Origin of the sequence: Dokdonella koreensis DS-123 (assembly GCF_001632775.1) — a bacterium.
In the GTDB taxonomy this organism is placed as follows: Bacteria; Pseudomonadota; Gammaproteobacteria; order Xanthomonadales; family Rhodanobacteraceae; genus Dokdonella; species Dokdonella koreensis.
Genome location: NZ_CP015249.1, coordinates 1,154,180 through 1,175,233, shown reverse-complemented (window position 1 = coordinate 1,175,233; position 21,054 = coordinate 1,154,180). Strand labels below are relative to the sequence as shown.

Here is a 21,054-nt window from a genome sequence, read left to right as displayed (position 1 = left end):
CGTAAGACCGTGAAACAGTTCACTTTCATCGCGCAGGCTGCCATCGGCGCCGCCAGCGATTGACAGGCGCGGCCTCGTTCGCGAGGGTGGACCGGATGAACGAACCCTTGTGCGTGGTACACCGCGACGGCGACGCCGGCCCGGTCGGGATGCGGATCCGGACGCGAGGGCGGACCGGCCGGAAGACGATGGCACCGCCGCGCGGCGCACGCTGGCTTTTGCTGCTCGCCGTCCTGCTGCTGGCGGCCTGCTCGGCCGGCGACCGCCGCGAAGCGCCACCGCCGCGCCCCGGCAGCACCCAGGCCGATGCCGCCAACGCCGTGCTGTTCCGCGCGATCGCCCTGGTCGGCACGCCGTACCGCTACGGCGGCAACACGCCGCAGGGCGGCTTCGACTGCAGCGGCCTGGTCGGCTACGTGTTCCAGGATGCGGCAGGCCTGGCGCTGCCGCGCAACTCGGCGCGCATCGCCGAGGTGAAGGGCCGCAAGCTCGGCCGCAGCCACCTGCAGGCGGGCGACCTGGTGTTCTTCGCCGCCGGACGCGAGGTCAGCCACGTCGGCATCTATGTCGGCGAGCAGCGCTTCGTGCACGCGCCCAACCGCGGCGGCACGGTCCGCCTGGACAGCCTCGACGGCGCCTGGTGGCGCGAGCACTTCGTCTACGGCAAGCGCGTGCTCGACTGAGGCCGGTCGCACGGCGGAATGCGCCACGCCCGGCACGCCCGACGGGCGGATTGCGCCAGCGTGGGGACGGCCATGCCCTGGGCCGCCGCAGGTTCAGCCGCGCAACCGCAACGCCAGCGACTGCAGCGTCAGCAGCAGGTTGCCGAGCAGCGTGCGTGCGGTTTCATCGGTCAGACGGCCTTGCGCGTCGAACTTCGACGCGGCATGGCCGAGCAGCACTTCGGGCCGGTTGGCGACCTGCACGTCGAGGCCGAGCGCCAGCTGGCGCAACTGCATCTGGGCCCGGGCGGTGCCGAGCACGCCGGTGCTGGCACCGATCACCGCCATCGCCTTGCCGGCCAGCGCGCTCTGGCCGGCCGGGCGCGAAGCCCAGTCGAGCGCGTTCTTGAGCAGGCCGGGAATGGCGTAGTTGTACTCGGGCGTGGCGATCAGTAGCGCATCGGCGGCGCGGATCTGCGCCTTGAAGCGCTGCACCGGTGCCGGCAGACCGGCAGCCTCGACGTCGCCGTCGTAGAACGGGATGTCGGCGATCTCGGCCAGCTCCAGCTGCATGCCGGGCGGCAGCGCTTCCTGCGCCGCCCGCATCAGCAGGCGGTTGTAGGAGCCCTGGCGCAGGCTGGCGACGACACCGACGACGCGGACCGGATCAGACATGGTGGCGCTCCTGCGGAACGGCTGGAAAACAGCCGTCTACGCTAGGTGCGCTGCCCGGCGCGATAAAGCCGCGCCGGACAGATGAACCATTCACATGGTGGGTACAATGCGGCGCCGCCGGTCAATGGGCGTGGCCGGGACCGTGCACGTGGCGATGCGCGATCTCTTCGGGCGTCGCGTCGCGGATCGCGGTGATCTCGATGTCGAAGTCCAGCGTGCGGCCGGCCAGCGGGTGGTTGACGTCGACGTCGATCACGGTGGTGCCGACCTTGACGACGGTGACCTGGCGGTGGCCGCCCTCGCGCAGTCCCAGCGCGGTGACCGAGCCGGGGCGCAGCTGCTGGACGTTCTGGAAGTACTTCTTCGGCACGCGCTGGATCGAGCCTTCCTGGCGCTCGCCGTAGGCTTCCGCCGGCGGCACGCTGACCTGGAAGCGGTCGCCGACGGCGCGGCCGGCCAGCGCGTTCTCCAGGCCCGGGATGATGCCGCCATGGCCGATCAACACCTCCAGCGGCTGGCCGCGGTCGCGCGAGGAATCGACGGGCTCGCCGTCGGCACCGACGCTGTAGTGGAACGACACGACCTTGTTCTTATCGACCTGCATGCTGTTCTCGACACAATCCGGGGCGCGCGATTATAGCCGACCGCCGCCGCGGCTCAGGCCGGCGCGGCGGCGGGCCGGCGCATGCGCGCTTGCAGGCGCACGCGCTGGGCGGCCAGCCGGCGGGCGGCGTCGATCCGGTCGCCGGCATCGGCCAGCAGCAGGCGCCGTGCCGCGCAGAACCGGTCGTAGGCCGACAGCACGTGGCGCATGCGGCGCACCAGCAGCTCGAGCACGATCGCATCGTCGAGCAGGCCGATGATCTGGATGTCGTCGGCGATCAGGTCCTCGGGGTCGCTGAAGTACGCCAGCGTCGCCAGCACCTCCTCGCGCTCGGGCGCCGGCAGCGCCCAGGCCTCGTCCTCGAGCATGACGATCAGCCGCTGCACGTGCACCAGGCGCTTGCGGATGTAGCTCGGCACCGAGCCGGCGCACAGGCCGTCCAGCGCGTGCTTGGCGCCGTCGATGATGTCGACCTCGTCGCTGTGCGCGGCGGTCCGGCGCGACGCCTCGAGCGCCGTGGCCAGGAGGTCGAGGTCGGCCGGCTCCAGTTCGATCGTGATCCGCATCGGGCCAGCCTAGCCGGGCGGACACCGGGGCGTCAAAGGCGCCCGGTCACGGCCGCAGGCGGCGGTACAACGTGCTGCGGCTGACACCCAGCCGGCGTGCCGCCGCCGAGACGTTGCCGTCGCATTCGGCCAGGGCGCGGCGCATCGCCGACTCGGCGATCGCCTGCAGGCCCTCGTCGGCCGCCACCGGCGGCGGTGCGCCGACGCGGCGCAGTTCCGCCGGCAGGTGCTCGACGCCGATCACCGGTGCCGGCGCCAGCACGCACAGCGCGCGCAGCGTGCCGGCCAGCTGGCGGTAGTTGCCGGGCCAGGGCGCGGCGCAGAGCACGGCCATCGCCTCCGCACCGATCGCGAGGCCGGCAGCCTCGCCGCCGAGCGCGCGCCAGAGATGGCGGATCAGGCCGGCCCGGTCGTCGAGCGCGCGCACCGGCCGCAGCCGGACCACGTGCTGGGCGATGCGGAAGTAGAGGTCGGCGCGGAAACGGCCGGCCGCGACCTCCGCTTCCAGGTCGCGATGGGTCGCGCAGATGATCGAGAAATCGACCGGTACCGCCGGTCCGCCGCCGAGCGGTGCCACCGCGCGCTCCTGCAGCACGCGCAGGAAGCGGCTCTGCAACGTCAGCGGCATGTCGCCGATCTCGTCGAGGAACAGCACGCCGCCGTGCGCCTCGCGCAGCAGGCCGGCGGCGCCCTCGCGGCGCGCGCCGGTGAAGGCGCCGCCGACATAGCCGAACAGTTCCGCCTCGATCAGGCCTTCGGGAAAGGCGGCGCAATTGACCGCGACCAGCCGCCCGCTGCCGCGCCGGCTGCGCCGGTGGATCTCGCGCGCGAACACCTCCTTGCCGGTGCCGGTCTCGCCGATCAGCGCGAACGGCAGGTCAGCGTCGAGCAGGCGCACTGCGGTGTCGAGCGCGTGCCGCTGCTCGGCGTCGAAGACCGGCGCCGGCGCCGTGGCACCGCGGGCCGGACCGGGCGCCGCCACCGATGCCGGTGCGGACCGCGGCGGCGCCGCCACCCGGCCGCGCGCGTAGAGACTGGTGCCCAGGTGATTGCGCAGCTCGACCACGTCCTCGCCGCGCGGCAGCGGCGAGGTGAACAGGTCCGCGTAGCGGCGCCGGCCGAGCTCGTCCCAGGACAGGCCGGTCAGCGCCAGCGCGTGCCGGTTGGCACCGACGATGCGGTCGCCCTCGAACGCCAGCAGGCCCTCGCGCGGCGTGCCGATCAGGCCGGGCTCGGCGTGCAGGCGCAGCACCGTGCCGGCGCCGAAGGTGTGCATGAACAGCCGGTGCTCGATCTGCTCGACCGCGAAACGCACCATGCCCAGCGCGTGGGTGTGGTGCACCGAGGCCTCGCCGGAGAGGTCGAGTACGCCGGCAAGCTGGCCGGTGGGATCGAAGATCGGTGCCGCCGCACAGCTCAGCATGCGGTGCGGCGGGAAGTAGTGCTCGCCGCCGCGCACCTCGACCGCGCGGCGTTCCACCACGGCGGTGCCGATCGCGTTGGTGCCGATCGAGGTCTCGCCCCACGGCGCGCCGGGACGCAGCGCGACGCGCGATGCCTTGTCGAGGAAGTCGGCGCTGCCGAGCGCGTCGAGGATCACGCCATCGGGCGCGGTCAGCACGACGATGCTGCCGGTGGCGCGCGCATCGGCGTAGAGCGACTCGATCTCCGGCCGGCACAGGCGCTGCAGCCGCTCGAAACGCTCCTTGAGCTCGCCGAGCGCCGAGCCGCTGGCCGGCTCGATGCGCAGGCGCTCGTCCACCGACAGGCCGTGCTCGCGGCAGCGCCGCCACGACTGCAGGATCAGCTCCGACACGAGGCCATGCGGCAGCGTGCCGGCGTCGAAGAAACGACGGCGTGCGGCATCGACGGAACCGGTGGTGGGCATGCGCTTCATCGGGTGTCGCATTTTGCGACAGGTGCTCGGGACGGTGTCCCGATAAACAGCACATCGCCGATGCCCGCGCAAGCGACCCGCGCCTCCGACACCTGCTGCAGCGCAACGCAGGCGATCGATGCATCGCATCGGCAGCGCATCCGGGTCGTTGACACAACGCAGCACGAACCGGTGCACGTGGCCGATGGCACGCTCCCTGCTCTGAAGGGAACGTCACCCCCGACCTCACGGAGAGCCTCCATGACCAAGCTCGAACTCCAGCAACTGGCCGAGCGTCCGCCGTTCAAGGCGCGCTACGGCAACTACATCGGCGGCCAGTGGCGCGCACCGATCAACGGCACCTACTTCGAGAACGTCACGCCGGTCACCGGCAAGCCCTGCGGCGAGATCCCGCGCTCGGACAAGGACGACATCGAGGCGGCGCTGGACGCCGCGCATGCCGCCAAGGACGCCTGGGGCCGCACCTCGCCGGCCGAGCGCGCGAACATCCTCAACAAGATCGCCGACCGCATCGAGCAGAACATCGCGCTGCTCGCGCACGCCGAGACCTGGGACAACGGCAAGCCGATCCGCGAGACCCTCAACGCCGACCTGCCGCTGGCGATCGACCATTTCCGCTACTTCGCCGGCGCGGTGCGCGCGCAGGAAGGCGGCATCAGCGAGATCGACCACGACACCATCGCCTACCACTTCCACGAGCCGCTTGGCGTGGTCGGCCAGATCATCCCGTGGAACTTCCCGCTGCTGATGGCGGTGTGGAAGCTGGCGCCGGCGCTGGCCGCCGGCAACTGCGTGGTACTCAAGCCGGCCGAACAGACACCGGCCAGCATCCTGGTCCTGGCCGAGGTCGTCGGCGACCTGCTGCCGCCCGGCGTGCTCAACATCGTCAACGGCTTCGGCGTCGAGGCCGGCAAGCCGCTGGCGTCGAGCCCGCGCATCGCCAAGATCGCCTTCACCGGCGAGACGACGACCGGCCGGCTGATCATGCAGTACGCCTCGCAGAACCTGATCCCGGTGACGCTGGAGCTCGGCGGCAAGTCGCCGAACATCTTCTTCGAGGACGTCATGGCCGAGGACGACGACTTCCTCGACAAGGCGATCGAAGGCTTCGTGCTGTTCGCGTTCAACCAGGGCGAGGTCTGCACCTGCCCGAGCCGCGCGCTGGTGCACGAGAAGATCTACGACCGCTTCATCGAGAAGGCGCTCAAGCGTGTAGCGGCGATCCAGCTCGGCTCGCCGCTGGACCCCGCGACGATGGTCGGTGCGCAGGCCTCCGGCGAGCAGCTCCAGAAGATCCTGTCCTACATCGACATCGGCCGGCAGGAAGGCGCCGAGGTGCTGATCGGCGGCGAGCAGAACGTCCAGGCCGGCGAGCTGGCCGGCGGCTACTACGTCAAGCCGACCGTCTTCAAGGGCCACAACCGCATGCGGATCTTCCAGGAGGAGATCTTCGGGCCGGTGCTGTCGGTGACGACGTTCAAGGACGATGCCGAGGCGCTGGCGATCGCCAACGACACGCTCTACGGCCTCGGTGCCGGCGTGTGGAGCCGCGACGGCAATCGCGCGTACCGGTTCGGCCGCGCGATCCAGGCCGGGCGCGTGTGGACCAACTGCTACCACGCCTATCCGGCGCATGCCGCGTTCGGCGGCTACAAGCAATCGGGCATCGGCCGCGAGAACCACAAGATGATGCTCGACCACTACCAGCAGACCAAGAACCTGCTGGTCAGCTACAGCCCGAAGAAGCTCGGCTTCTTCTGATCCGGCGGGCGCCGCCGCCCGCCGCCCTCCCGGACGTACCCACTCCCGCCACGGCGGGAGCGGGTTCGGCCGGCCCGCACACCGGCTCCCGCCGCCTCGCTCCCAGGACGCTTCATGCAGAACACACCCCGCTCCCCGCGCACCGCGCTCGTCGCCCTGCTCCTCGCCGCGCTGGCCGGCCCCGTCCACGGCCACGGCGACACCGTGCCCCAGGCGGTCGACACGCACACGCTGCCGGCGCTGGGCGACGCGCCGCAGGCGCGCAACCCGTACGCCGCCGGCGCGGCGCACGCGGAAGCCGTCCGCATCGGCAGCTCCGCCTACAACCAGAACTGCGCGCGCTGCCACGGGTTGGAGGCGGTGTCCGGCGGCATCGCGCCGGACCTGCGCAAGCTCAATGCCGACTGCGGCGCGTTCGAGTCGCCCGATGCCGAATGCCTCGCCGAAGTGGACCAGTACTTCTACGACACCGTCGCGAAGGGCCGTGTACGCGAAGGCCGCGTCTACATGCCGCCGTTCAAGGACATCTTCAGCCAGGAAGCGATCTGGGCGATCCGCAGCTACATCGACACGCGACGGCCGGACTGACGGCACGCGCACCGCAGCACGCCATCCACGGCAACGAACACGACAAGAACGAACACGACAAGAAGGGGAAGCACCGCAATGAGAAAGCTCATCGTCCACGCGATCACCGCGACGCTGCTCACAGGCGGCACGGCCGGCGCGCTCGCCGCCGGCACCGCCACCGCCTCATCGAAGGTGACCTGGGAGGACATCGCCAACGACGACAGCACGCCCGGCGACGTGCTCAGCTACGGCCTCGGTCTCAAGGCCCAGCGCTATTCGCCGTTGACCCGCATCGACCGCGGCAACGTCGGTGCGCTGCAGCCGGTCTGGAGCTTCTCGTTCGGCGGCGAAAAACAGCGTGGCCAGGAAGCGCAGGCGCTGGTGCACGAGGGCGTGATCTACGTGACCGCCTCCTATTCGCGCGTGTTCGCGCTGGACGCCAGGACCGGCCGCCAGCTGTGGAGCTACGAGCACCGCCTGCCCGACGACATCCGCCCGTGCTGCGACGTCATCAACCGCGGCGCGGCGATCTACGGCAACACGATCTACTTCGGCACGCTCGACGCGCGCATCGTCGCGCTCGACAAGAGCACCGGCAAGGTCGTCTGGAACAAGAAGTTCGGCGACCACAAGGTCGGCTACACGATGACCGGCGCACCGACCCTGGTGAAGGAAAAGGGCGGCCGCGTGCTGCTGATTCACGGCAGCTCCGGCGACGAGTTCGGCGTGGTCGGCTACCTGTTCGCACGCGACCCGGAGACCGGCGAGGAAGTCTGGGCGCGGCCGCTGGTCGAAGGCCACCAGGGCCGGCTGGCCGGCAAGCCCGGCACCTACACCGGCAACCGCAAGGCGCCCTCCTGGCCCGACGACAAGCGCTCGCCCACCGGCAAGACCGAGGCCTGGAGCCAGGGCGGCGGCGCGCCGTGGCAGAGCGCCTCGTTCGATCCGGAGACCAACACGATCGTCATCGGCGCCGGCAATCCCGCGCCGTGGAACGGCAACCTGCGCACGCCGCCGGGCGGCGACCCGCACGCGTACGACAGCCTGTTCACCTCGGGCCAGGCCTATGTCGATGCCTCCACCGGCGAGCTCAAGGGCTTCTACCAGCACACGCCGAACGACACCTGGGACTTCTCCGGCAACAACGAGATCGTGCTGTTCGACTACAAGGACAAGAACGGCAAGACGATCAAGGCCGGCGCCCATGCCGACCGCAACGGCTTCTTCTTCGTCACCGACACCGCCAAGCTCGCGCGCGGCAGCGGCTACCCGAACAAGCCGACCGCGCTGCTGGCGGCCTACCCGTTCGTCGAGGGCATCACCTGGGCCAAGGGCTTCGACCTCAAGAGCGGCCGGCCGATCGAGAACGCCGGCCAGCGCCCGCAGCAGCCGCCCGAGGGCACCGACAAGGGCGAATCGGTGTTCGTCTCGCCGCCGTTCCTCGGCGGCAAGAACTGGAACCCGATGAGCTACAGCCCGGCCACCGGCCTGTTCTATATCGCCGCCAACCACTGGGGCATGGACTACTGGGCCGAGCACCTGGCCTACAAGCCCGGCTCGGCATACCTGGGCATGGGTTTCCGCATCAAGCGCCTGTACGAGGATCACGTCGGCACGCTGCGCGCGCTCGATCCGCAGACCGGCAGGATCGCCTGGGAACACAAGGAAACCTTCCCGCTGTGGGCCGGCACGCTGGCCACCGCCGGCGGCCTGGTCGTGACCGGCACGTCCAACGGCTACGTCAAGATCTTCGACGCGGCCACCGGCGAGGAGCTGTGGAAGTTCCAGACCGGCTCGGGCGTGGTCTCGATCCCGATCACCTGGGAGCAAGACGGCGAGCAGTACATCGGCATCGCCTCCGGCTACGGCGGTGCCGTACCGCTGTGGGGCGGCGACATGGCCGAGCTGACGCGCCAGGTCACGCAGGGCGGTTCGTACTGGGTGTTCAAGCTGCCGGCGCGCTGAGCCGGCCTCCGCGCCCGGCGCTCGCGCCGGGCGCACGATCCGAACACGGAAATCCATGCACGCCCTACGCCGCTGTTCCCTCGTTCTCGGTGCGACGCTCGGCCTGCTGCAGGCGCCGGCCGGCCGCGCCTACCTGCCGCCGGCCGACCAGCGCAGCACCGGCTGCACGCCCGCGCCGCGGGCCGATTGCGCCGGTGCGGATCTGCGCTTCGCCGACCTGGCCGGCAGGGACCTCGCCGGCGCGAACTTCCGCGGCGCGGACCTGCGCCGCGCCGACCTGCGCGGCGCCAATCTGGTCGGCGCCGACTTCACCGACGCGATCGCGATGGCCGCCGATTTCTCCAAGGCCTACCTCGGGCAGGCGCGGTTCGTGCGCGCCCGGCTGACCGGTGCCGATTTCGAGGCGGCGCGCATGAGCAAGTCGGACTTCTCGCAGGCCGACCTCGACGCCGCCAACCTGTCGGCGGCCTGGGCGGTCGGCACGCTGTTCGTCGGCGCACGGCTCGACGCGGCCGATGCGCAGGAGACCAAGTTCAGCGCGGCGAACTTCCAGGACGCCTCGATGCGCGGCACCAAGATCCGCTTCGCCGTATTCTCCGGCGCGAACTTCGAACGGTGCGAACAATGTCCGACCGACTGGTGACGCCGCCGCAGGTCCTGGCCACGCCGGCCGCGCTCGACCTGATCGAGCGCCTGCGCCGGCGCCACGGCCCGCTGCTGTTCCACCAGTCCGGCGGCTGCTGCGACGGCTCCTCGCCGATGTGCTACGCCGAGGGCGAGTTCCTGATCGGCGACGCCGACGTCAGGCTCGGCGAAATCGGCGGTGCGCCGTTCTACATCAGCGCACCGCAGTTCGCGTACTGGAAGCACACGCAGCTGATCATCGACGTCGTCGAAGGCCGGGGCGGCATGTTCTCGCTCGAGAACGGCGAAGGCGTGCGTTTCCTGGTGCGTTCGCGGCTGTTCGACGATGCCGAGTTCGCCGCGCTGCAGGCCGCCGGCCGCGTCTAGCGGCCTGACCGGGAAAACCTCCTGTTGCAATGCGGCACAAACAGCGGGCCATCGCCGGCCGGGCTCGGCACCACCGTCCGTTCCGCGAACACGCACGGCCACTGCCCGGAAACGCGACAGTCGCCCGCGACCACTGTGCAGGAATCCAACATCGGGCCGCCGCAGACCGATGACGCGCAGCAACACGCATTGCGCCAGGAACCCCTCCATCGCGTACCAAGTCCCCGGCAGGCGTTGACTCGCTGCAACACACCTGTCGATGGCACATCGCTTGCGTAGAGGACGACCGGGTTCAATCCGAGCCCTTGGGAGGGATAGTCCTATGCTTAGCCATATTCCAAGAAATGCCTCGCCGCCCCGTGTCCGCACGCTGCCCGTCCGCCGTGGTGCCGCAGTGCGCCATGCCCTGCTGTGCGCCCTGCCGGGGCTCGTGCTGGCGTCCGCCGCGCAGGCGGTCGAAATCGAGGCCGGCGACTGGACGATCGACGTCGGCGGCTTCATCAACGCCTACTACACCGCCACCGACTGCGGCAACGAGATGGTCGGCGGGCTGGCGCTGGCCGGCCAGGCGCTCGGCTGCGGCGGCGAGGACAAGCGCACCACGATCGGCAACGGCCTGCTGCCCAACGCGCTGGTCACGAAGTTCCGGACCTCGCAGGGCGGCTACGACATCGGCGGCACGATCGCGATCATGGCGCATACGGCGACGTCCAGCTCGATCGACGCCAACAGCGGCGTCGACGTGCGCCAGGCCTTCTTCACGATCGGCGACGAGAACATGGGCACGTTCAAGCTCGGCCGCGACTACGGCATCTTCGGCGCCAACGCGATCCTGACCGACATGACCCTGCTCGGCGTCGGCATGCCGATCCAGGCGACCCAGCGCGGCCGGGTGACGCTCGGCCACATCGGCGCCGGCTACAGCTGGCTCGGCAACTACGGCCAGATCAGCTGGACCTCCGGCTCCACCGGCGGCATGGTCTTCAGTGCCGGCCTGATGAGCCCGGTCGACAACGGCATCGACCACGTCTCCAAGTCCGAGCCGCAGCTGCAGGCCCAGCTCGCCTGGAGCAACGAGGCGTTCAAGGTCTGGGCCGGCGCCAAGACCCAGCGCTTCCACGCCGCCGAGGGTACCGATCCCACCGTCGAGGACTTCACGATGACCGGGGCCGAGATCGGCGCCTCGTTCACCGCCGGCCGCTTCGCCGCGCTGGCCAACGTGCAGAGCGGCAAGGGCCTGGGAATACTCGCCGACGGCGACCAGGAGAACACCAAGTCGACCAACTGGCTGGCCCAGGGCACGTTCGCGGCCACCGACAAGCTCAAGCTCGGCGTCAACTACGGTGTCAGCCGCAACCGCGACCAGGAGCCGGCCACCGGCGGCCTCAAGCAGAACTCCAACGTCACCGGCGGCGCCTACTACGCGCTCACGTCCAGCGTGACGTTCGCGTTCGAGCTCAGCCAGACCCGCTCGAAGGGATTCGACGGCGAGACCGTCAAGATGAACGGCGTTTCGTTCGGCGGCATCGTCTTCTTCTGAGCCGCCCCCGGTCCGCGACCGTTGCACGGCCGCGGACCGCTTCGCCCGGCGGCGTCAGGCCGGCGTGACGACGCTGCGGACCTTGAGCGTCGTGCCGCTGATGCCGATGACCTCGACGGCCGTCCCGACGGGAACGTCCGGCCCTTCGGCGAGCCAGACGGTGTCGCCGACCTTGACCTTGCCGCGGCCGTTGACGATCGCCTCGGCGACGATCAGCTGCCGGCCGAGCATCCGCTCGCCCTTGCGGTTGAGCAGCGGCTGGTCGTCGCGCCGCTCGGCCGCGGGCCGGATGAACTTCCAGTAGACCAGGCAGGTGGCCAGCGCCAGCAGCGCGAACGCGATCGCCTGCACCAGCGGTGCCAGGTTCGGGAACAGCAGCGTCAGCAGCCCCATCAGCGCCGCCGCCAGGCCGATCCAGAGCAGGAAGTAGCCGGGCGCGACGATCTCCGCGGCGATCAGCACGAGCGCCGCCAGCCACCAGCCGTAGTGCAACGCCAGACCCGCGGGAAGCCAGTTCATGCGGGCGCTCCTCAGCGGATCGGCGACGGCGGCACGCGCGGCGGCGGCGGCGGCGGAGCCGGCTTGTCGAACGCGCCGCGCGCGATCTCGGCGATGCCGGCCAGCGAGCCGAGCACGCCGGCGCTCTCCATCGGCAGGATCAGCGTCTTCTGGTTCGGCGCGCTGGCCAGCGCCTGCAGCGCCTCGACGTACTTGGTGGCGACGAAGTAGTTGATCGCGTTGATGTCGCCCTGGGCGATCGCGAGCGACACCATCTCGGTCGCCTTCGCCTCGGCCTGCGCCAGGCGCTCGCGCGCCTCGGCTTCGCGGAAGGCCGCTTCCTTCTTGCCTTCGGCTTCGAGGATGGCCGACTGCTTCTCGCCGTCGGCCTTGAGGATCGCCGCCTGGCGGAAGCCTTCCGCGTCGAGGATGTTCGCGCGCTTCTCGCGCTCGGCCTTCATCTGGCGCGCCATCGCGTCGACCAGGTCGCGCGGCGGCGAGATGTCCTTGATCTCGATGCGGTTGACCTTGACGCCCCAGGGATGGGTGGCCTCGTCGACCACGCCGAGCAGCTTGGCGTTGATCGCGTCGCGCTGGCTCAAGGACTCGTCCAGGTCCATCGAGCCGAGCACGGTGCGGATGTTGGTCATGATCAGGGCCAGCGCGGCCTGTTCGAGGTTGGACACCTCGTAGGCGGCCTTGGCCGCGTCCAGCACCTGGTAGAAGACCACGCCGTCGACGCGCACGACCGCGTTGTCCTTGGTGATGACGTCCTGCGAGGGCACGTCCAGCACCTGCTCCATCATGTTGATCTTGCGGCCGACGTTCTGGATGATCGGCACCAGCAGGTGGAAGCCCGGCGTCAGCGTATGGGTGTACTTGCCCCAGCGCTCGACCGTCCACTCGTAGCCTTGCGGCACGATGCGCACGAGTTTGTACAGAAAGATCACGGCGAGCACGCCGATCCCGATGATGACGCTGGTCATGAGGGTTTCCTCCGTTGAATGCACGTCACCATAGCAGGCGCGGGTTGCGCGAAAAAGCCGCGGACGGGGGATTGCCCGGCGATGCCGGGCGGGCGCTTCAGGCCGGCTGCGGCAGCAGCAGGCTCACTTCCAGGCCGCCGCCGGCGCGATTGGCCAGCTGGACACGACCGCCGTGGGCCTCGGCGATCTCGCGCGCCAACGAGAGCCCCAGTCCGGTGCCGCTGCGCTTGGTCGAGTAGAACGGCAGCAGGGCGTTGGCCAGCACGGTCTCGCTCATGCCCGGCCCGCGATCGCGCACGTCGATGCGCAGCTCGCGCCCGCTGCGCGCGACTTTCAGCTCGATGCCCTCGGGCGGCCCGCCGGCCTCGTGCGCGTTCTTGAGCAGGTTGATCAGCACCTGCTCGATCTGCGTGCGGTCGAACCAGCCCGGCTCCGCCGGCGGCGGCGCGGCCAGCCCGAAACCGTACTGGGCGACCAGCGCCTCCAGCAGCGGCCCCCACTCCACCGGCTGCGGCTGTGGCTGCGGCAGCCGCGCGAACCGCGCATAGCCCTGGATGAACGCCTCCAGGTGCCGCGCCCGGTCCTCGATCGTGCCGAACACCGTCTCCAGCCGCGCGCCGTCGCCACGCCGCGCCAGCTCGCGTCCGGAATGCGACAGCGAGCGGATCGGCGCCAGCGAGTTGTTGATCTCGTGGCTGATCACGCGGATCACCTTCTTCCAGGTGGCCACTTCCTGCCGCGACAGCTCGCGCGTCATCCGCCGCAGCATGACCATGCGATGCGGGCGTCCCTGCAGCTTGAAGTCGCGCTGGGACAGGTGGAAGGTCTCCTCCTCGCCGTCGATCTCGGCCGCGAACAACCGATCGTCGTGCTCGGCCAGCGCCAGCGCGAGCTGCGGCGGCGCCTCGGCGACGATCGCGTCGAAGCGCTCGCCGTTCATCGCGCGCCCGTGGTTGAGCAACGCCCGCGCCGCGAGGTTGGCGTGCACGACATGGCCGCCCGGCTCGACCAGCACCATCGCCGTCGGCGAGTTCTGCACCAGCGTGTCCAGCATCAGCTCGCGCTCGATCAGGCCGCGGCGCTGTTCGCGCAGCACCTGGCCGAGACGGTTGTGGGCGGCGACCAGGTCGCCCATCTCGTCACGGCGACGCTCGGCGATCGAGAAGCTGAAATCGCCGTCGCGGAACGCGACGACACTGCCCGACAGTGCGCGGATCAGCTCGATCACCGGCCGCGCCAGCGCGCGCGCGAGCACCAGCAGCAGCGGCAGCAGGATCGCCAGCGCGGCGAGCGCGCCGCTGACCGTCGTCCCGAGCCAGCCCGTCAGCGCGGCTGTCAGCGCCGCCGCGAGCCCCGCGGCGAGTCCCAGCGCGGCGCCGAGCTTGCCCTCAAGCGACAGCAGGCGCATGGCGCACCTGGCCGTCGCCGCGCACGATCGTCCGCTCGATCGTCAGGGCTTCCAGACCCATCGGCCCGTAGGCGTGCAGGCGCGTCGTCGAGATGCCGATCTCGGCGCCGAGCCCGAGTTCGCCACCGTCGCTGAAGCGCGAGGAGGCGTTGACCATGACCACCGCCGAGCGCAGCGCCTGCTCGAACCGCCGCGCCGCCGCGGCATCGGCCGTCGCGATCACCTCGGTATGGTCCGAGCCGTAGCGGCGGATATGGGCGATCGCCTGGTCGATGTCCTCGACGATGCGCACCGCCAGGATCAGGTCCAGGTACTCGGCCGCGTAGTCGTCCTCGGTGGCGACGGCGACGGTGGCGTCGATCGCCCGGGTGCGCTCGCAGCCGCGCACCGCCACGCCGTGCGCGTGCAAGGCGGCCAGCGCCTGCGGCACGAACACCGGCGCGATGGCGCGGTGGACCAGCAGCGTCTCCAGCGCATTGCAGGCGGATGGCCGCGAGGTCTTGCCGTCGACCAGCAGGCCCAGCGCCAGCGCCGGATCGGCGGCGGCGTCCACGTACAGGTGGCACACGCCCTTGTAGTGCTTGATGACCGGCACGCGCGCGTGCTCGGCGACGAATCGGATCAGGCCTTCGCCGCCGCGCGGGATCACCAGGTCGAGCAGGTCGTCGGCCTGCACGAGCTCGCGGATGCGGTCGCGGTCCGGGTCGTCGATGAAGGTGAGCGCGGCGCGCGGCACGCCAGCGGCATCGAACGCGGCATGCAGGGCCTCGACGATCGCCAGGTTGGAGGCGCGCGCCTCGCTGCCGCCGCGCAGCACGACCGCATTGCCGGCCTTCAGGCACAGGCTGGCAGCGTCGGCGGTGACGTTGGGCCGCGCCTCGTAGATCATCGCGACGACGCCGAGCGGAATCCGCACGCGCTCGATGCGGATGCCGTTGGGCCGGGTCGCGGTGTGCGTGACCACGCCGATCGGGTCGGGCAGGCCGGCCACCTCGTCCACCGCATCGGCGATCGCCGCCAGCCGCTGCGGGTCGAGTCGCAGGCGGTCGATCATCGCCGCCGGCCGGCCCTGCGCCTGGGCAGCGGCGACGTCGTGCGCATTGGCGGCGAGGATCGCATCGCTGCGGGCGCGCAGCGCCTGCGCCATGCCGGCCAGCAGCGATGTGCGCCCGGCCGCGTCGAGCGCGGCGAGCGCGAGTCCGGCGTCACGGGCGGCGGCGAGCCGCTCGCGCAGGGTCTCGGAAGAGGGCGGGGTCATCGGCGTGCTCATGCCAGGGCCAGGTCGTCGCGGTGGACGATCTCCGGACCGTAGGTGAAACCGAGCCGCGTGCCGATCTCCTCGCTGCGCGCGCCGATCAGCTTGCGGATCTCGCTGGCGCCGTACTGGGCGACACCGCGGGCGACGGCGCGCACGCCGCCGCGGCCGGTCACGCCGATCTCGACCACGTCGCCGCGCACGAACTCGCCGCTGACGTCCACCACGCCGCGCGGCAGCAGCGAGGCGCCGCGTTCGGCCAGCGCACGGGCGGCGCCGGCGTCCACGCAGACGCGTCCGGCGGCGAGCGGCGCGTTCTTGAGCCAGGTCTTGCGGGCACCGGGCCGGCTGCGCGAGCCGGCGACCAGGGTGCCGACCAGGCGATCGCGCGCGAACGCGTCGATCGAGCGTGCCGACGTGCCGTTGAGGATGGCGGTCGGGATGCCGGCATCGGCGGCGCGCGCGGCCGCGTCGAGCTTGGTCGCCATGCCGCCGGTACCGACGGCGCTGCCGGCCGCGCCGGCCATCGCGCGCACCGCCGGCGTGACGCGGGCGACGCGGTGCAGCGGGCGCGCCTTCGGGTTGCGGCGCGGGTCGGCGTCGTACAGCCCGTCGATGTCGGTCAGCAGCACCACCAGGTCAGCCCCGATCACCATCGCCACGTGCGCCGCCAGCGTGTCGTTGTCGCCGAGCTTCAGCTCGTCGACCGAGACGGTGTCGTTCTCGTTGATGATCGGCACGGCGCCGAGCGCGAGCAGCGCCCGCAGCGTGCTGCGGGCATTGAGGTAGCGCCTGCGGTTGCGCAGGTCGTCGTGGGTCAGCAGCACCTGCGCGACCGGCCGGTCGAAGAAGCGCTGCCAGAGGGCCACCACGCCGGTCTGGCCGACCGCCGCCAGCGCCTGGCGCGCCGGCAGCGCGCCGGCCTCGGGCATGCGTGCCTGCAGCAGCGCGCGCCCGGCGGCCACGGCGCCGGAAGAGACGATCAGCACCTCGCGGCCGCTGTCGATCAGGCCGGCCAGGGCGTGGCCGATGCGCAAGGCATGGCGCGTGCTGACGCCGCCGGGACCGGTCAGCAGGCTGCTGCCGATCTTGACGACGACGCGCTGCCAGGCCGGCAGCCGCTGTTCACGAAAGGTGGCGCGGGAAGTGCTGGTGGTCATCGACAAAGAACGAAGGGGCGTTCGCGCGGCAAGCCTACGCGAGGACGGCGCCCGACGATACCGCCCGGCCCGCGCTGCGGCGCCAAGTCGCCGCCGCACGGGTCGCGGCCGTGGCGTTCACGGTCAGCCGCCGTAGCTGATCCGGTAGAGGGCGCCGGCCAAGTCGTCGGAGACCAGCAGCGAGCCGTCCGGCAGCACCTGGACGTCGACCGGCCGGCCGCGGGCCTGCTCGTTCTTCTGGAAGCCGTCGACCAGCGGCGTGTAGGCGGTGATGCGATCGCCGTCCAGCCGCGCGACCATGACCCGGTAGCCCGACTTCTTCGACCGGTTCCAGGAACCGTGCTCGGCGACGATCAGCGCGTTGCGGTACGCGGCCGGGAACTGGCTGCCGGTATAGAAGCGCAGGCCCAGCGCCGCCACGTGGGCGTCGAGTACGCGCACCGGCGGCACGTAGTCCTTGCAGGCCTTGCCTTCGCCGAACTCGGGGTCCGGCAGGTCGCCCTGGTGGCAGTAGGGATAGCCGAAGTGCGCGCCGACCCGGTCCAGCCGGTTGATCTCGTCGCCGGGCACGTCGTCGCCGAGCATGTCGCGGCCGTTGTCGGTGAACCACAGCCGCCCCGTCGTGGGGTGCCAGGCCAGGCCGACGCTGTTGCGCACGCCGAACGCGACATCCTCGATGCCGCTGCCGTCGGCGTTCATGCGGACGATCTTGGCGTAGTCCTTGCCGCGGTCGCAGATGTTGCACGGCGCGCCGATCGGCACGTAGAGCTTGCCGTCGGGGCCGAAGGCGATGAATTTCCAGCCATGATGCTTGTCCTTCGGAAAGGCCGAAGTCACGACCTCCGGCTTCGGCGGCGCGGCCAGGTCGCGCTCCACGTCGCGCAGGACCACGATGCGGTCGATCGCCGACACGTACAGGTCGCCGTCACGGAACGCGACGCCGACGGGCTGCTCCAGGCCGCGCGCCACGACGTGCACGGTCCCGCCGTGGCGGCCGTCGGCGGCGGGCTCCACCGCGTAGACCTTGCCGGCCTGGCGCGAGCCGACGAACACCGTGCCCTTGGCGCCGAGCGCGATCGCGCGCGCATCCGGCACCTGGTCCGACCATACCGCGATCTGGAAGCCGGCCGGCAGCACCAGCCCATCCAGCGACGGCGCCGCGGCGACGGCCGGTCCGGCCCCTGCCAGCGCGACCGCCAGGGCGGCGCGGCCGAGCCACGCAACGAGGAGGAAGCGAGGCATGGGAATTCTCCGCAAGGGTGACCGCCGGACTATCGCACGCCGGTCCTTTCCCGATCGCGAACGGAGCCTGCCCGCCACCGAAAGGACGGGGCGGCGCCGGCCACCACACCGCCCCGGCCAGACCGACCGCCGCGGCCTGGACCGGCGGTCCGCAGCGTGCGCCCGGCAACCGCCGCGGCCCGCGCCGCAGCCACGAAAACCGCCGGTGTCCAATGCTATAGTCCCGGCCATGTCGGGCTCCGAACCAGCCATCGCGCAACTGACCGAGATCACCGAACGGGTCGATCGCCTGGTCGAGCTGTGCCGGCGCCTGAGCGAGGAAAACCGCGTCCTGCGCCAGAGCCAGGAACACCTGGCCACCGAACGCGCGCAACTGCTCGCCCGCAACGAACAGGCCCGCAGCCGGGTCGAGGCGATGATCCTGCGCCTGAAGTCGCTGGAACAGTAAAGGTCCCGATGAGCGAGCCGGTCACCGTCAAGATCCTCGATCGCGAGTTCCTGATCGCCTGCACGCCGGAGGAACGGCCCGGCCTGATCGCGGCCGCCGGCTATCTCGACGGCAAGATGCGCGACATGCGCAACCGGGGCGCGTCCGGGCTGGATCGCATCGCCGTCCTGGCGGCGCTGAACATCGCCCACGAACTGCTGACGCTGCAGCAGGCCCGCGCCAGCGACGCCAGCCAGTTGGCGCAACACTTGCTGTCGCTCAAATCCAGGCTTGATGCCGCTTTGCCGGCATCACTACAATAGAGCCCGGTGTCCTCTGCAGTGTGCGATCGCGCACCTTACATATTGCCTTGCTCCTATTGAACGACTCCGGGACGACCACGCAGACGCCGGTGTGCATGTCCGCCACGAGCGGAAAGCCTGAAGGCGCTGCCGACTCTTCCCACCTGATCCTCTGGATCAAGGTCGTTTGATGCGCACCGCCACAGCGCGGAGGACGCCACCTCTTTTCCCGCCTGCGACGCGATGAACGCCCCCGACGATCGACAGGCCCTTCGCGCGCAGCTGCGCGCACGCCGCCGCGCGGTCGCCGCGCGCGAGCGCATCGCCGCCGCCGAGGCGGTCGGCCGCAGCCTCGGCGAACTCGCCGACTTCCTCACCGATACCCGTGTGGGCGGCTACTGGGCCGTGGACGGCGAGCTGTCCCTGCACGCGATCCTGCCGGGCCTGCGCGAACGCGGCCAGCGCTACCACCTGCCGGTCGTGCATGCGGACCGGCGCCTGCGTTTCGCCGAGTGGACGGCCGGCACCGCGGTCGTCCCCAACCGCTACGGCATCCCCGAGCCGCAGGCCGGCGAAGCGGACCTGCTGGCACCGCACAAGCTCGACCTGGTGCTGGTGCCGCTGCTCGGCTTCGATCGCGCCGGCAACCGGCTCGGCTACGGCGGCGGCTGGTACGACCGCAGCTTCGCCTGGCTGCGCGAGCGCGACGAACCGGGCGACACGCTGCTGGTCGGCGTCGCGCACTCGGCGCAGGAGCTGGAACGCATCGAGCCGCAGCCCTGGGACGTCAGGCTCGACTATGTCGCCACCGAGCGCGAACTGATCGACTGCTGGCCGGAGAAAGCGCCATGAGCCGCCATTGGCTGATGAAGTCAGAGCCCGAGGAATTCTCCATCGACGACCTGGAGCGGGTCGGCACCGAGCCGTGGAGCGGCGTGCGCAACTACCAGGCGCGCAACTACATGCGCGACGGCATGCGCATCGGCGACGGCATCCTGTTCTACCACTCCAACTGCGCCGAGCCGGGCATCGTCGGCCTGGCCGAGGTCCGCAGCGAGGCATACCCGGACCCGAGCCAGTTCCAGCGCCGCAGCGACTACTACGACCCGGCCAGCACGCCGGAAGCGCCGCGCTGGCTGCTGGTCGACGTCGGCTTCCGGCGCAAGCTCGCGCGCACGATCACGCTGGCCGAGCTGAAGGACCGCGACGAGCTGGGCGACTTCGCGCTGACACGCCGCGGCAACCGCCTGTCGGTGCTGCCGGTGACGCGCACGCAATGGGACTTCATACTCGCGCTCGAAAAACCGCGGAGGGGACGCTGACATGGCACAGAACGAAGGCAAGCGCCTGGCCGGACGCGCGGCGCTGCGCTACGTCGAGGACGGCATGGTCGTGGGCGTCGGCACCGGCTCGACGGTCGCCTATTTCATCGAGGCCCTGGCCGAACGCCGCGACACGATCGAGGGCGCGGTGTCGAGCTCGGAGCAGTCCAGCCGGCTGCTGCGCGAGCGCGGCATCCCGGTCCTGGACCTCAACGCCACCGGCGAGCTGGCGCTGTACGTGGACGGCGCCGACGAGTGCGATCCGCACAAGCGCCTGATCAAGGGCGGCGGCGGCGCGCTGACGCGCGAGAAGATCATCGCGGCCGCCTCGCAGCGCTTCGTGTGCATCATCGATCCGGCCAAGCGGGTGGACGTGCTCGGCCGCTTCCCGCTGCCGGTCGAGGTGATCCCGATGGCACGCAGCCACGTCGCCCGCGCGATCGCCGCGCGCGGCGGCCAGCCGGTCTGGCGCGACGGCGTCGTCACCGACAACGGCAACTGGATCCTGGACGTGCACAACTGGTCGATCACCGATCCGGTCGCGCTGGAAAGCGAGCTCAACCAGATCGCCGGCGTGGTCTGCGTCGGCCTGTTCGCGCGCCGGCCGGCCGATGTCGTGCTGATCGGCGATCGCGAGATGGCCTAGCGCGGCCGCACCGGCCGCGCCGCCAGCCGCCGCGGTTCAGTCCTGGCCCGATCCCGCGGCTGCGCCGGTCGCGACCGCTCGCCCGCCGGCCGCCCAGCCCGGATAGTCGCCGTCGAGATAGACCACCTCGAAGCCGGCGCCTTCCAGCGCCTCGCCGGCCAGCCGGGCGCGCCGCCCGCTGCGGCAATACAGGACGATCTCACGCGCCGGACCGAGCTCGGCCAGGCGTCCGGGCACCTGGTCGTGCGGGATCAGCACCGCGCCGGGCAGGTGCCCGGCGGCGTATTCGTCGGCGCCACGCACGTCGAGCACGGTCGGCGGCTGGGCGCCCTGCAGCCGCTCGGCCAGCGCCTCCGCGGTGATCGTCCGCTCCGCCGCGCCTGCCGCCGCCGTGCCGCCCAGGATCATCGTCATCGCCAGCATCCACCGTCGCATCGCCCGCCTCCCGCAGCCGGCCACGGCCGGATGCGTCACAATAGGGCCTCACACTATACGGCAGCCCGCCGCGACGAAACCGCGCCGCCCGCCGTCTCCGGCACCTCCATCGCCTCCGATCC

General features: G+C 71.1%; 23 protein-coding genes and 1 other RNA gene. 13 read left to right on the top strand and 11 right to left on the bottom strand.

What is annotated here, in order from left to right; all coding sequences use genetic code 11:
* Positions 1-188 precede the first annotated feature (188 nt).
* Positions 189-683, top strand: coding sequence for a C40 family peptidase (locus I596_RS04595; protein WP_223303917.1), 495 nt, complete (start codon positions 189-191; stop codon positions 681-683).
* Positions 684-776: 93 nt separating this feature from the next.
* Here I596_RS04595 and I596_RS04590 read toward each other — a convergent pair whose 3' ends face one another.
* The 4 genes from I596_RS04590 to I596_RS04575 form a co-directional block, all read right to left on the bottom strand.
* Entirely contained in the window at positions 777-1,337 is a 561-nt protein-coding gene (locus tag I596_RS04590) for an NADPH-dependent FMN reductase (protein WP_067644844.1), read from the bottom strand.
* Between the two features lie 121 nt (positions 1,338-1,458).
* Positions 1,459-1,941 (bottom strand): FKBP-type peptidyl-prolyl cis-trans isomerase, encoded by a 483-nt coding sequence (locus I596_RS04585; RefSeq protein ID WP_067644841.1) that lies wholly within the window; start codon positions 1,939-1,941, stop codon positions 1,459-1,461.
* Positions 1,942-1,994: 53 nt separating this feature from the next.
* A complete protein-coding gene (locus tag I596_RS04580) occupies positions 1,995-2,507 on the bottom strand; it encodes a YkvA family protein (RefSeq protein ID WP_067644838.1) in 513 nt (170 codons plus the stop codon).
* 46 nt (positions 2,508-2,553) lie between these two features.
* Positions 2,554-4,404 carry a sigma-54-dependent Fis family transcriptional regulator gene (locus I596_RS04575; RefSeq protein ID WP_067644835.1) on the bottom strand — a complete coding sequence of 617 codons (1,851 nt, stop codon included), beginning with the start codon at positions 4,402-4,404 and terminating at the stop codon, positions 2,554-2,556.
* A 240-nt stretch (positions 4,405-4,644) separates the two neighbouring features.
* Here I596_RS04575 and adh point away from each other — a divergent pair, with 240 nt between their 5' ends.
* The 6 genes from adh (at position 4,645) to I596_RS04545 (ending at position 11,251) form a co-directional block, all read left to right on the top strand.
* Positions 4,645-6,165 (top strand): aldehyde dehydrogenase, encoded by a 1,521-nt coding sequence (gene adh / locus I596_RS04570; RefSeq protein ID WP_067644832.1) that lies wholly within the window; start codon positions 4,645-4,647, stop codon positions 6,163-6,165.
* Positions 6,166-6,279: 114 nt separating this feature from the next.
* On the top strand, positions 6,280-6,753 hold the full coding sequence (pedF, locus tag I596_RS04565; RefSeq protein ID WP_067644829.1) for a cytochrome c-550 PedF: 474 nt from the start codon (positions 6,280-6,282) through the stop codon (positions 6,751-6,753).
* Positions 6,754-6,831: 78 nt separating this feature from the next.
* Positions 6,832-8,700, top strand: coding sequence for a methanol/ethanol family PQQ-dependent dehydrogenase (locus I596_RS04560; RefSeq protein ID WP_067644827.1), 1,869 nt, complete (start codon positions 6,832-6,834; stop codon positions 8,698-8,700).
* Between the two features lie 55 nt (positions 8,701-8,755).
* Entirely contained in the window at positions 8,756-9,343 is a 588-nt protein-coding gene (locus I596_RS04555) for a pentapeptide repeat-containing protein (protein WP_083965367.1), read from the top strand.
* Complete coding sequence (locus tag I596_RS04550) at positions 9,325-9,711, top strand: DUF779 domain-containing protein (RefSeq protein ID WP_067644824.1); 387 nt, start codon at positions 9,325-9,327, stop codon at positions 9,709-9,711. Before I596_RS04555 ends, I596_RS04550 begins: the two co-directional genes overlap by 19 nt.
* Before the next feature lie 394 nt (positions 9,712-10,105).
* Positions 10,106-11,251, top strand: a complete 1,146-nt coding sequence (locus tag I596_RS04545) for a porin family protein (RefSeq protein WP_223303916.1) — start codon at positions 10,106-10,108, stop codon at positions 11,249-11,251.
* Positions 11,252-11,305: 54 nt separating this feature from the next.
* On the opposite strand, the gene I596_RS04540 is transcribed toward I596_RS04545, so the two are convergent.
* The 6 genes from I596_RS04540 to I596_RS04515 all read right to left on the bottom strand — a co-directional run bounded on the left by I596_RS04540 (position 11,306) and on the right by I596_RS04515 (position 17,800).
* Positions 11,306-11,770 carry an NfeD family protein gene (locus I596_RS04540; RefSeq protein ID WP_067644821.1) on the bottom strand — a complete coding sequence of 155 codons (465 nt, stop codon included), beginning with the start codon at positions 11,768-11,770 and terminating at the stop codon, positions 11,306-11,308.
* Between the two features lie 11 nt (positions 11,771-11,781).
* Entirely contained in the window at positions 11,782-12,735 is a 954-nt protein-coding gene (locus I596_RS04535; protein ID WP_067644818.1) for an SPFH domain-containing protein, read from the bottom strand.
* Positions 12,736-12,832: 97 nt separating this feature from the next.
* A complete protein-coding gene (locus I596_RS04530; protein WP_067644815.1) occupies positions 12,833-14,143 on the bottom strand; it encodes a sensor histidine kinase in 1,311 nt (436 codons plus the stop codon).
* Positions 14,124-15,401 carry a glutamate-5-semialdehyde dehydrogenase gene (locus I596_RS04525; protein WP_067651427.1) on the bottom strand — a complete coding sequence of 426 codons (1,278 nt, stop codon included), beginning with the start codon at positions 15,399-15,401 and terminating at the stop codon, positions 14,124-14,126. The genes I596_RS04530 and I596_RS04525 overlap by 20 nt, the downstream gene beginning before the upstream one ends.
* An 8-nt stretch (positions 15,402-15,409) precedes the next feature.
* Positions 15,410-16,558, bottom strand: a complete 1,149-nt coding sequence (proB, locus tag I596_RS04520) for a glutamate 5-kinase (RefSeq protein WP_067644812.1) — start codon at positions 16,556-16,558, stop codon at positions 15,410-15,412.
* A 123-nt stretch (positions 16,559-16,681) separates the two neighbouring features.
* Entirely contained in the window at positions 16,682-17,800 is a 1,119-nt protein-coding gene (locus I596_RS04515; RefSeq protein WP_067644809.1) for a PQQ-dependent sugar dehydrogenase, read from the bottom strand.
* A 229-nt stretch (positions 17,801-18,029) separates the two neighbouring features.
* On the opposite strand from I596_RS04515, the gene I596_RS04510 reads away from it, so the two are divergent.
* The 6 genes from I596_RS04510 (at position 18,030) to rpiA (ending at position 20,497) form a co-directional block, all read left to right on the top strand.
* Positions 18,030-18,248 (top strand): TIGR02449 family protein, encoded by a 219-nt coding sequence (locus tag I596_RS04510; RefSeq protein WP_067644805.1) that lies wholly within the window; start codon positions 18,030-18,032, stop codon positions 18,246-18,248.
* 8 nt (positions 18,249-18,256) lie between these two features.
* A complete protein-coding gene (locus I596_RS04505) occupies positions 18,257-18,550 on the top strand; it encodes a cell division protein ZapA (protein WP_067644802.1) in 294 nt (97 codons plus the stop codon).
* Between the two features lie 7 nt (positions 18,551-18,557).
* A non-coding RNA gene (ssrS, locus tag I596_RS04500) (6S RNA) lies at positions 18,558-18,747 on the top strand.
* Between the two features lie 25 nt (positions 18,748-18,772).
* Complete coding sequence (locus I596_RS04495) at positions 18,773-19,381, top strand: 5-formyltetrahydrofolate cyclo-ligase (protein ID WP_067644799.1); 609 nt, start codon at positions 18,773-18,775, stop codon at positions 19,379-19,381.
* Positions 19,378-19,851 carry an EVE domain-containing protein gene (locus I596_RS04490; RefSeq protein WP_067644796.1) on the top strand — a complete coding sequence of 158 codons (474 nt, stop codon included), beginning with the start codon at positions 19,378-19,380 and terminating at the stop codon, positions 19,849-19,851. The genes I596_RS04495 and I596_RS04490 overlap by 4 nt, the downstream gene beginning before the upstream one ends.
* A 1-nt stretch (position 19,852) precedes the next feature.
* Entirely contained in the window at positions 19,853-20,497 is a 645-nt protein-coding gene (rpiA, locus tag I596_RS04485) for a ribose-5-phosphate isomerase RpiA (RefSeq protein WP_067644793.1), read from the top strand.
* A 36-nt stretch (positions 20,498-20,533) separates the two neighbouring features.
* On the opposite strand, the gene I596_RS04480 is transcribed toward rpiA, so the two are convergent.
* Complete coding sequence (locus I596_RS04480; RefSeq protein ID WP_190278984.1) at positions 20,534-20,911, bottom strand: rhodanese-like domain-containing protein; 378 nt, start codon at positions 20,909-20,911, stop codon at positions 20,534-20,536.
* Positions 20,912-21,054 lie beyond the last annotated feature (143 nt).

Excerpts from the sequence above, each read along its gene's own strand:
- I596_RS04560 (WP_067644827.1), top strand. The coding sequence starts at position 6,832 with ATGAGAAAGCTCATCGTCCACGCGATCACCGCGACGCTGCTCACAGGC.
- I596_RS04505 (WP_067644802.1), top strand. The coding sequence starts at position 18,257 with ATGAGCGAGCCGGTCACCGTCAAGATCCTCGATCGCGAGTTCCTGATC.
- adh (WP_067644832.1), top strand. The coding sequence starts at position 4,645 with ATGACCAAGCTCGAACTCCAGCAACTGGCCGAGCGTCCGCCGTTCAAG.
- I596_RS04495 (WP_067644799.1), top strand. The coding sequence starts at position 18,773 with ATGAACGCCCCCGACGATCGACAGGCCCTTCGCGCGCAGCTGCGCGCA.
- I596_RS04515 (WP_067644809.1), bottom strand. The coding sequence starts at position 17,800 with ATGCCTCGCTTCCTCCTCGTTGCGTGGCTCGGCCGCGCCGCCCTGGCG.
- I596_RS04575 (WP_067644835.1), bottom strand. The coding sequence starts at position 4,404 with ATGAAGCGCATGCCCACCACCGGTTCCGTCGATGCCGCACGCCGTCGT.
- I596_RS04530 (WP_067644815.1), bottom strand. The coding sequence starts at position 14,143 with ATGCGCCTGCTGTCGCTTGAGGGCAAGCTCGGCGCCGCGCTGGGACTC.
- rpiA (WP_067644793.1), top strand. The coding sequence starts at position 19,853 with ATGGCACAGAACGAAGGCAAGCGCCTGGCCGGACGCGCGGCGCTGCGC.
- I596_RS04525 (WP_067651427.1), bottom strand. The coding sequence starts at position 15,401 with ATGACCCCGCCCTCTTCCGAGACCCTGCGCGAGCGGCTCGCCGCCGCC.
- I596_RS04490 (WP_067644796.1), top strand. The coding sequence starts at position 19,378 with ATGAGCCGCCATTGGCTGATGAAGTCAGAGCCCGAGGAATTCTCCATC.
- pedF (WP_067644829.1), top strand. The coding sequence starts at position 6,280 with ATGCAGAACACACCCCGCTCCCCGCGCACCGCGCTCGTCGCCCTGCTC.
- proB (WP_067644812.1), bottom strand. The coding sequence starts at position 16,558 with ATGACCACCAGCACTTCCCGCGCCACCTTTCGTGAACAGCGGCTGCCG.
- I596_RS04590 (WP_067644844.1), bottom strand. The coding sequence starts at position 1,337 with ATGTCTGATCCGGTCCGCGTCGTCGGTGTCGTCGCCAGCCTGCGCCAG.
- I596_RS04510 (WP_067644805.1), top strand. The coding sequence starts at position 18,030 with ATGTCGGGCTCCGAACCAGCCATCGCGCAACTGACCGAGATCACCGAA.
- I596_RS04480 (WP_190278984.1), bottom strand. The coding sequence starts at position 20,911 with ATGACGATGATCCTGGGCGGCACGGCGGCGGCAGGCGCGGCGGAGCGG.
- I596_RS04535 (WP_067644818.1), bottom strand. The coding sequence starts at position 12,735 with ATGACCAGCGTCATCATCGGGATCGGCGTGCTCGCCGTGATCTTTCTG.
- I596_RS04595 (WP_223303917.1), top strand. The coding sequence starts at position 189 with ATGGCACCGCCGCGCGGCGCACGCTGGCTTTTGCTGCTCGCCGTCCTG.
- I596_RS04550 (WP_067644824.1), top strand. The coding sequence starts at position 9,325 with ATGTCCGACCGACTGGTGACGCCGCCGCAGGTCCTGGCCACGCCGGCC.
- I596_RS04580 (WP_067644838.1), bottom strand. The coding sequence starts at position 2,507 with ATGCGGATCACGATCGAACTGGAGCCGGCCGACCTCGACCTCCTGGCC.
- I596_RS04585 (WP_067644841.1), bottom strand. The coding sequence starts at position 1,941 with ATGCAGGTCGATAAGAACAAGGTCGTGTCGTTCCACTACAGCGTCGGT.
- I596_RS04555 (WP_083965367.1), top strand. The coding sequence starts at position 8,756 with ATGCACGCCCTACGCCGCTGTTCCCTCGTTCTCGGTGCGACGCTCGGC.
- I596_RS04540 (WP_067644821.1), bottom strand. The coding sequence starts at position 11,770 with ATGAACTGGCTTCCCGCGGGTCTGGCGTTGCACTACGGCTGGTGGCTG.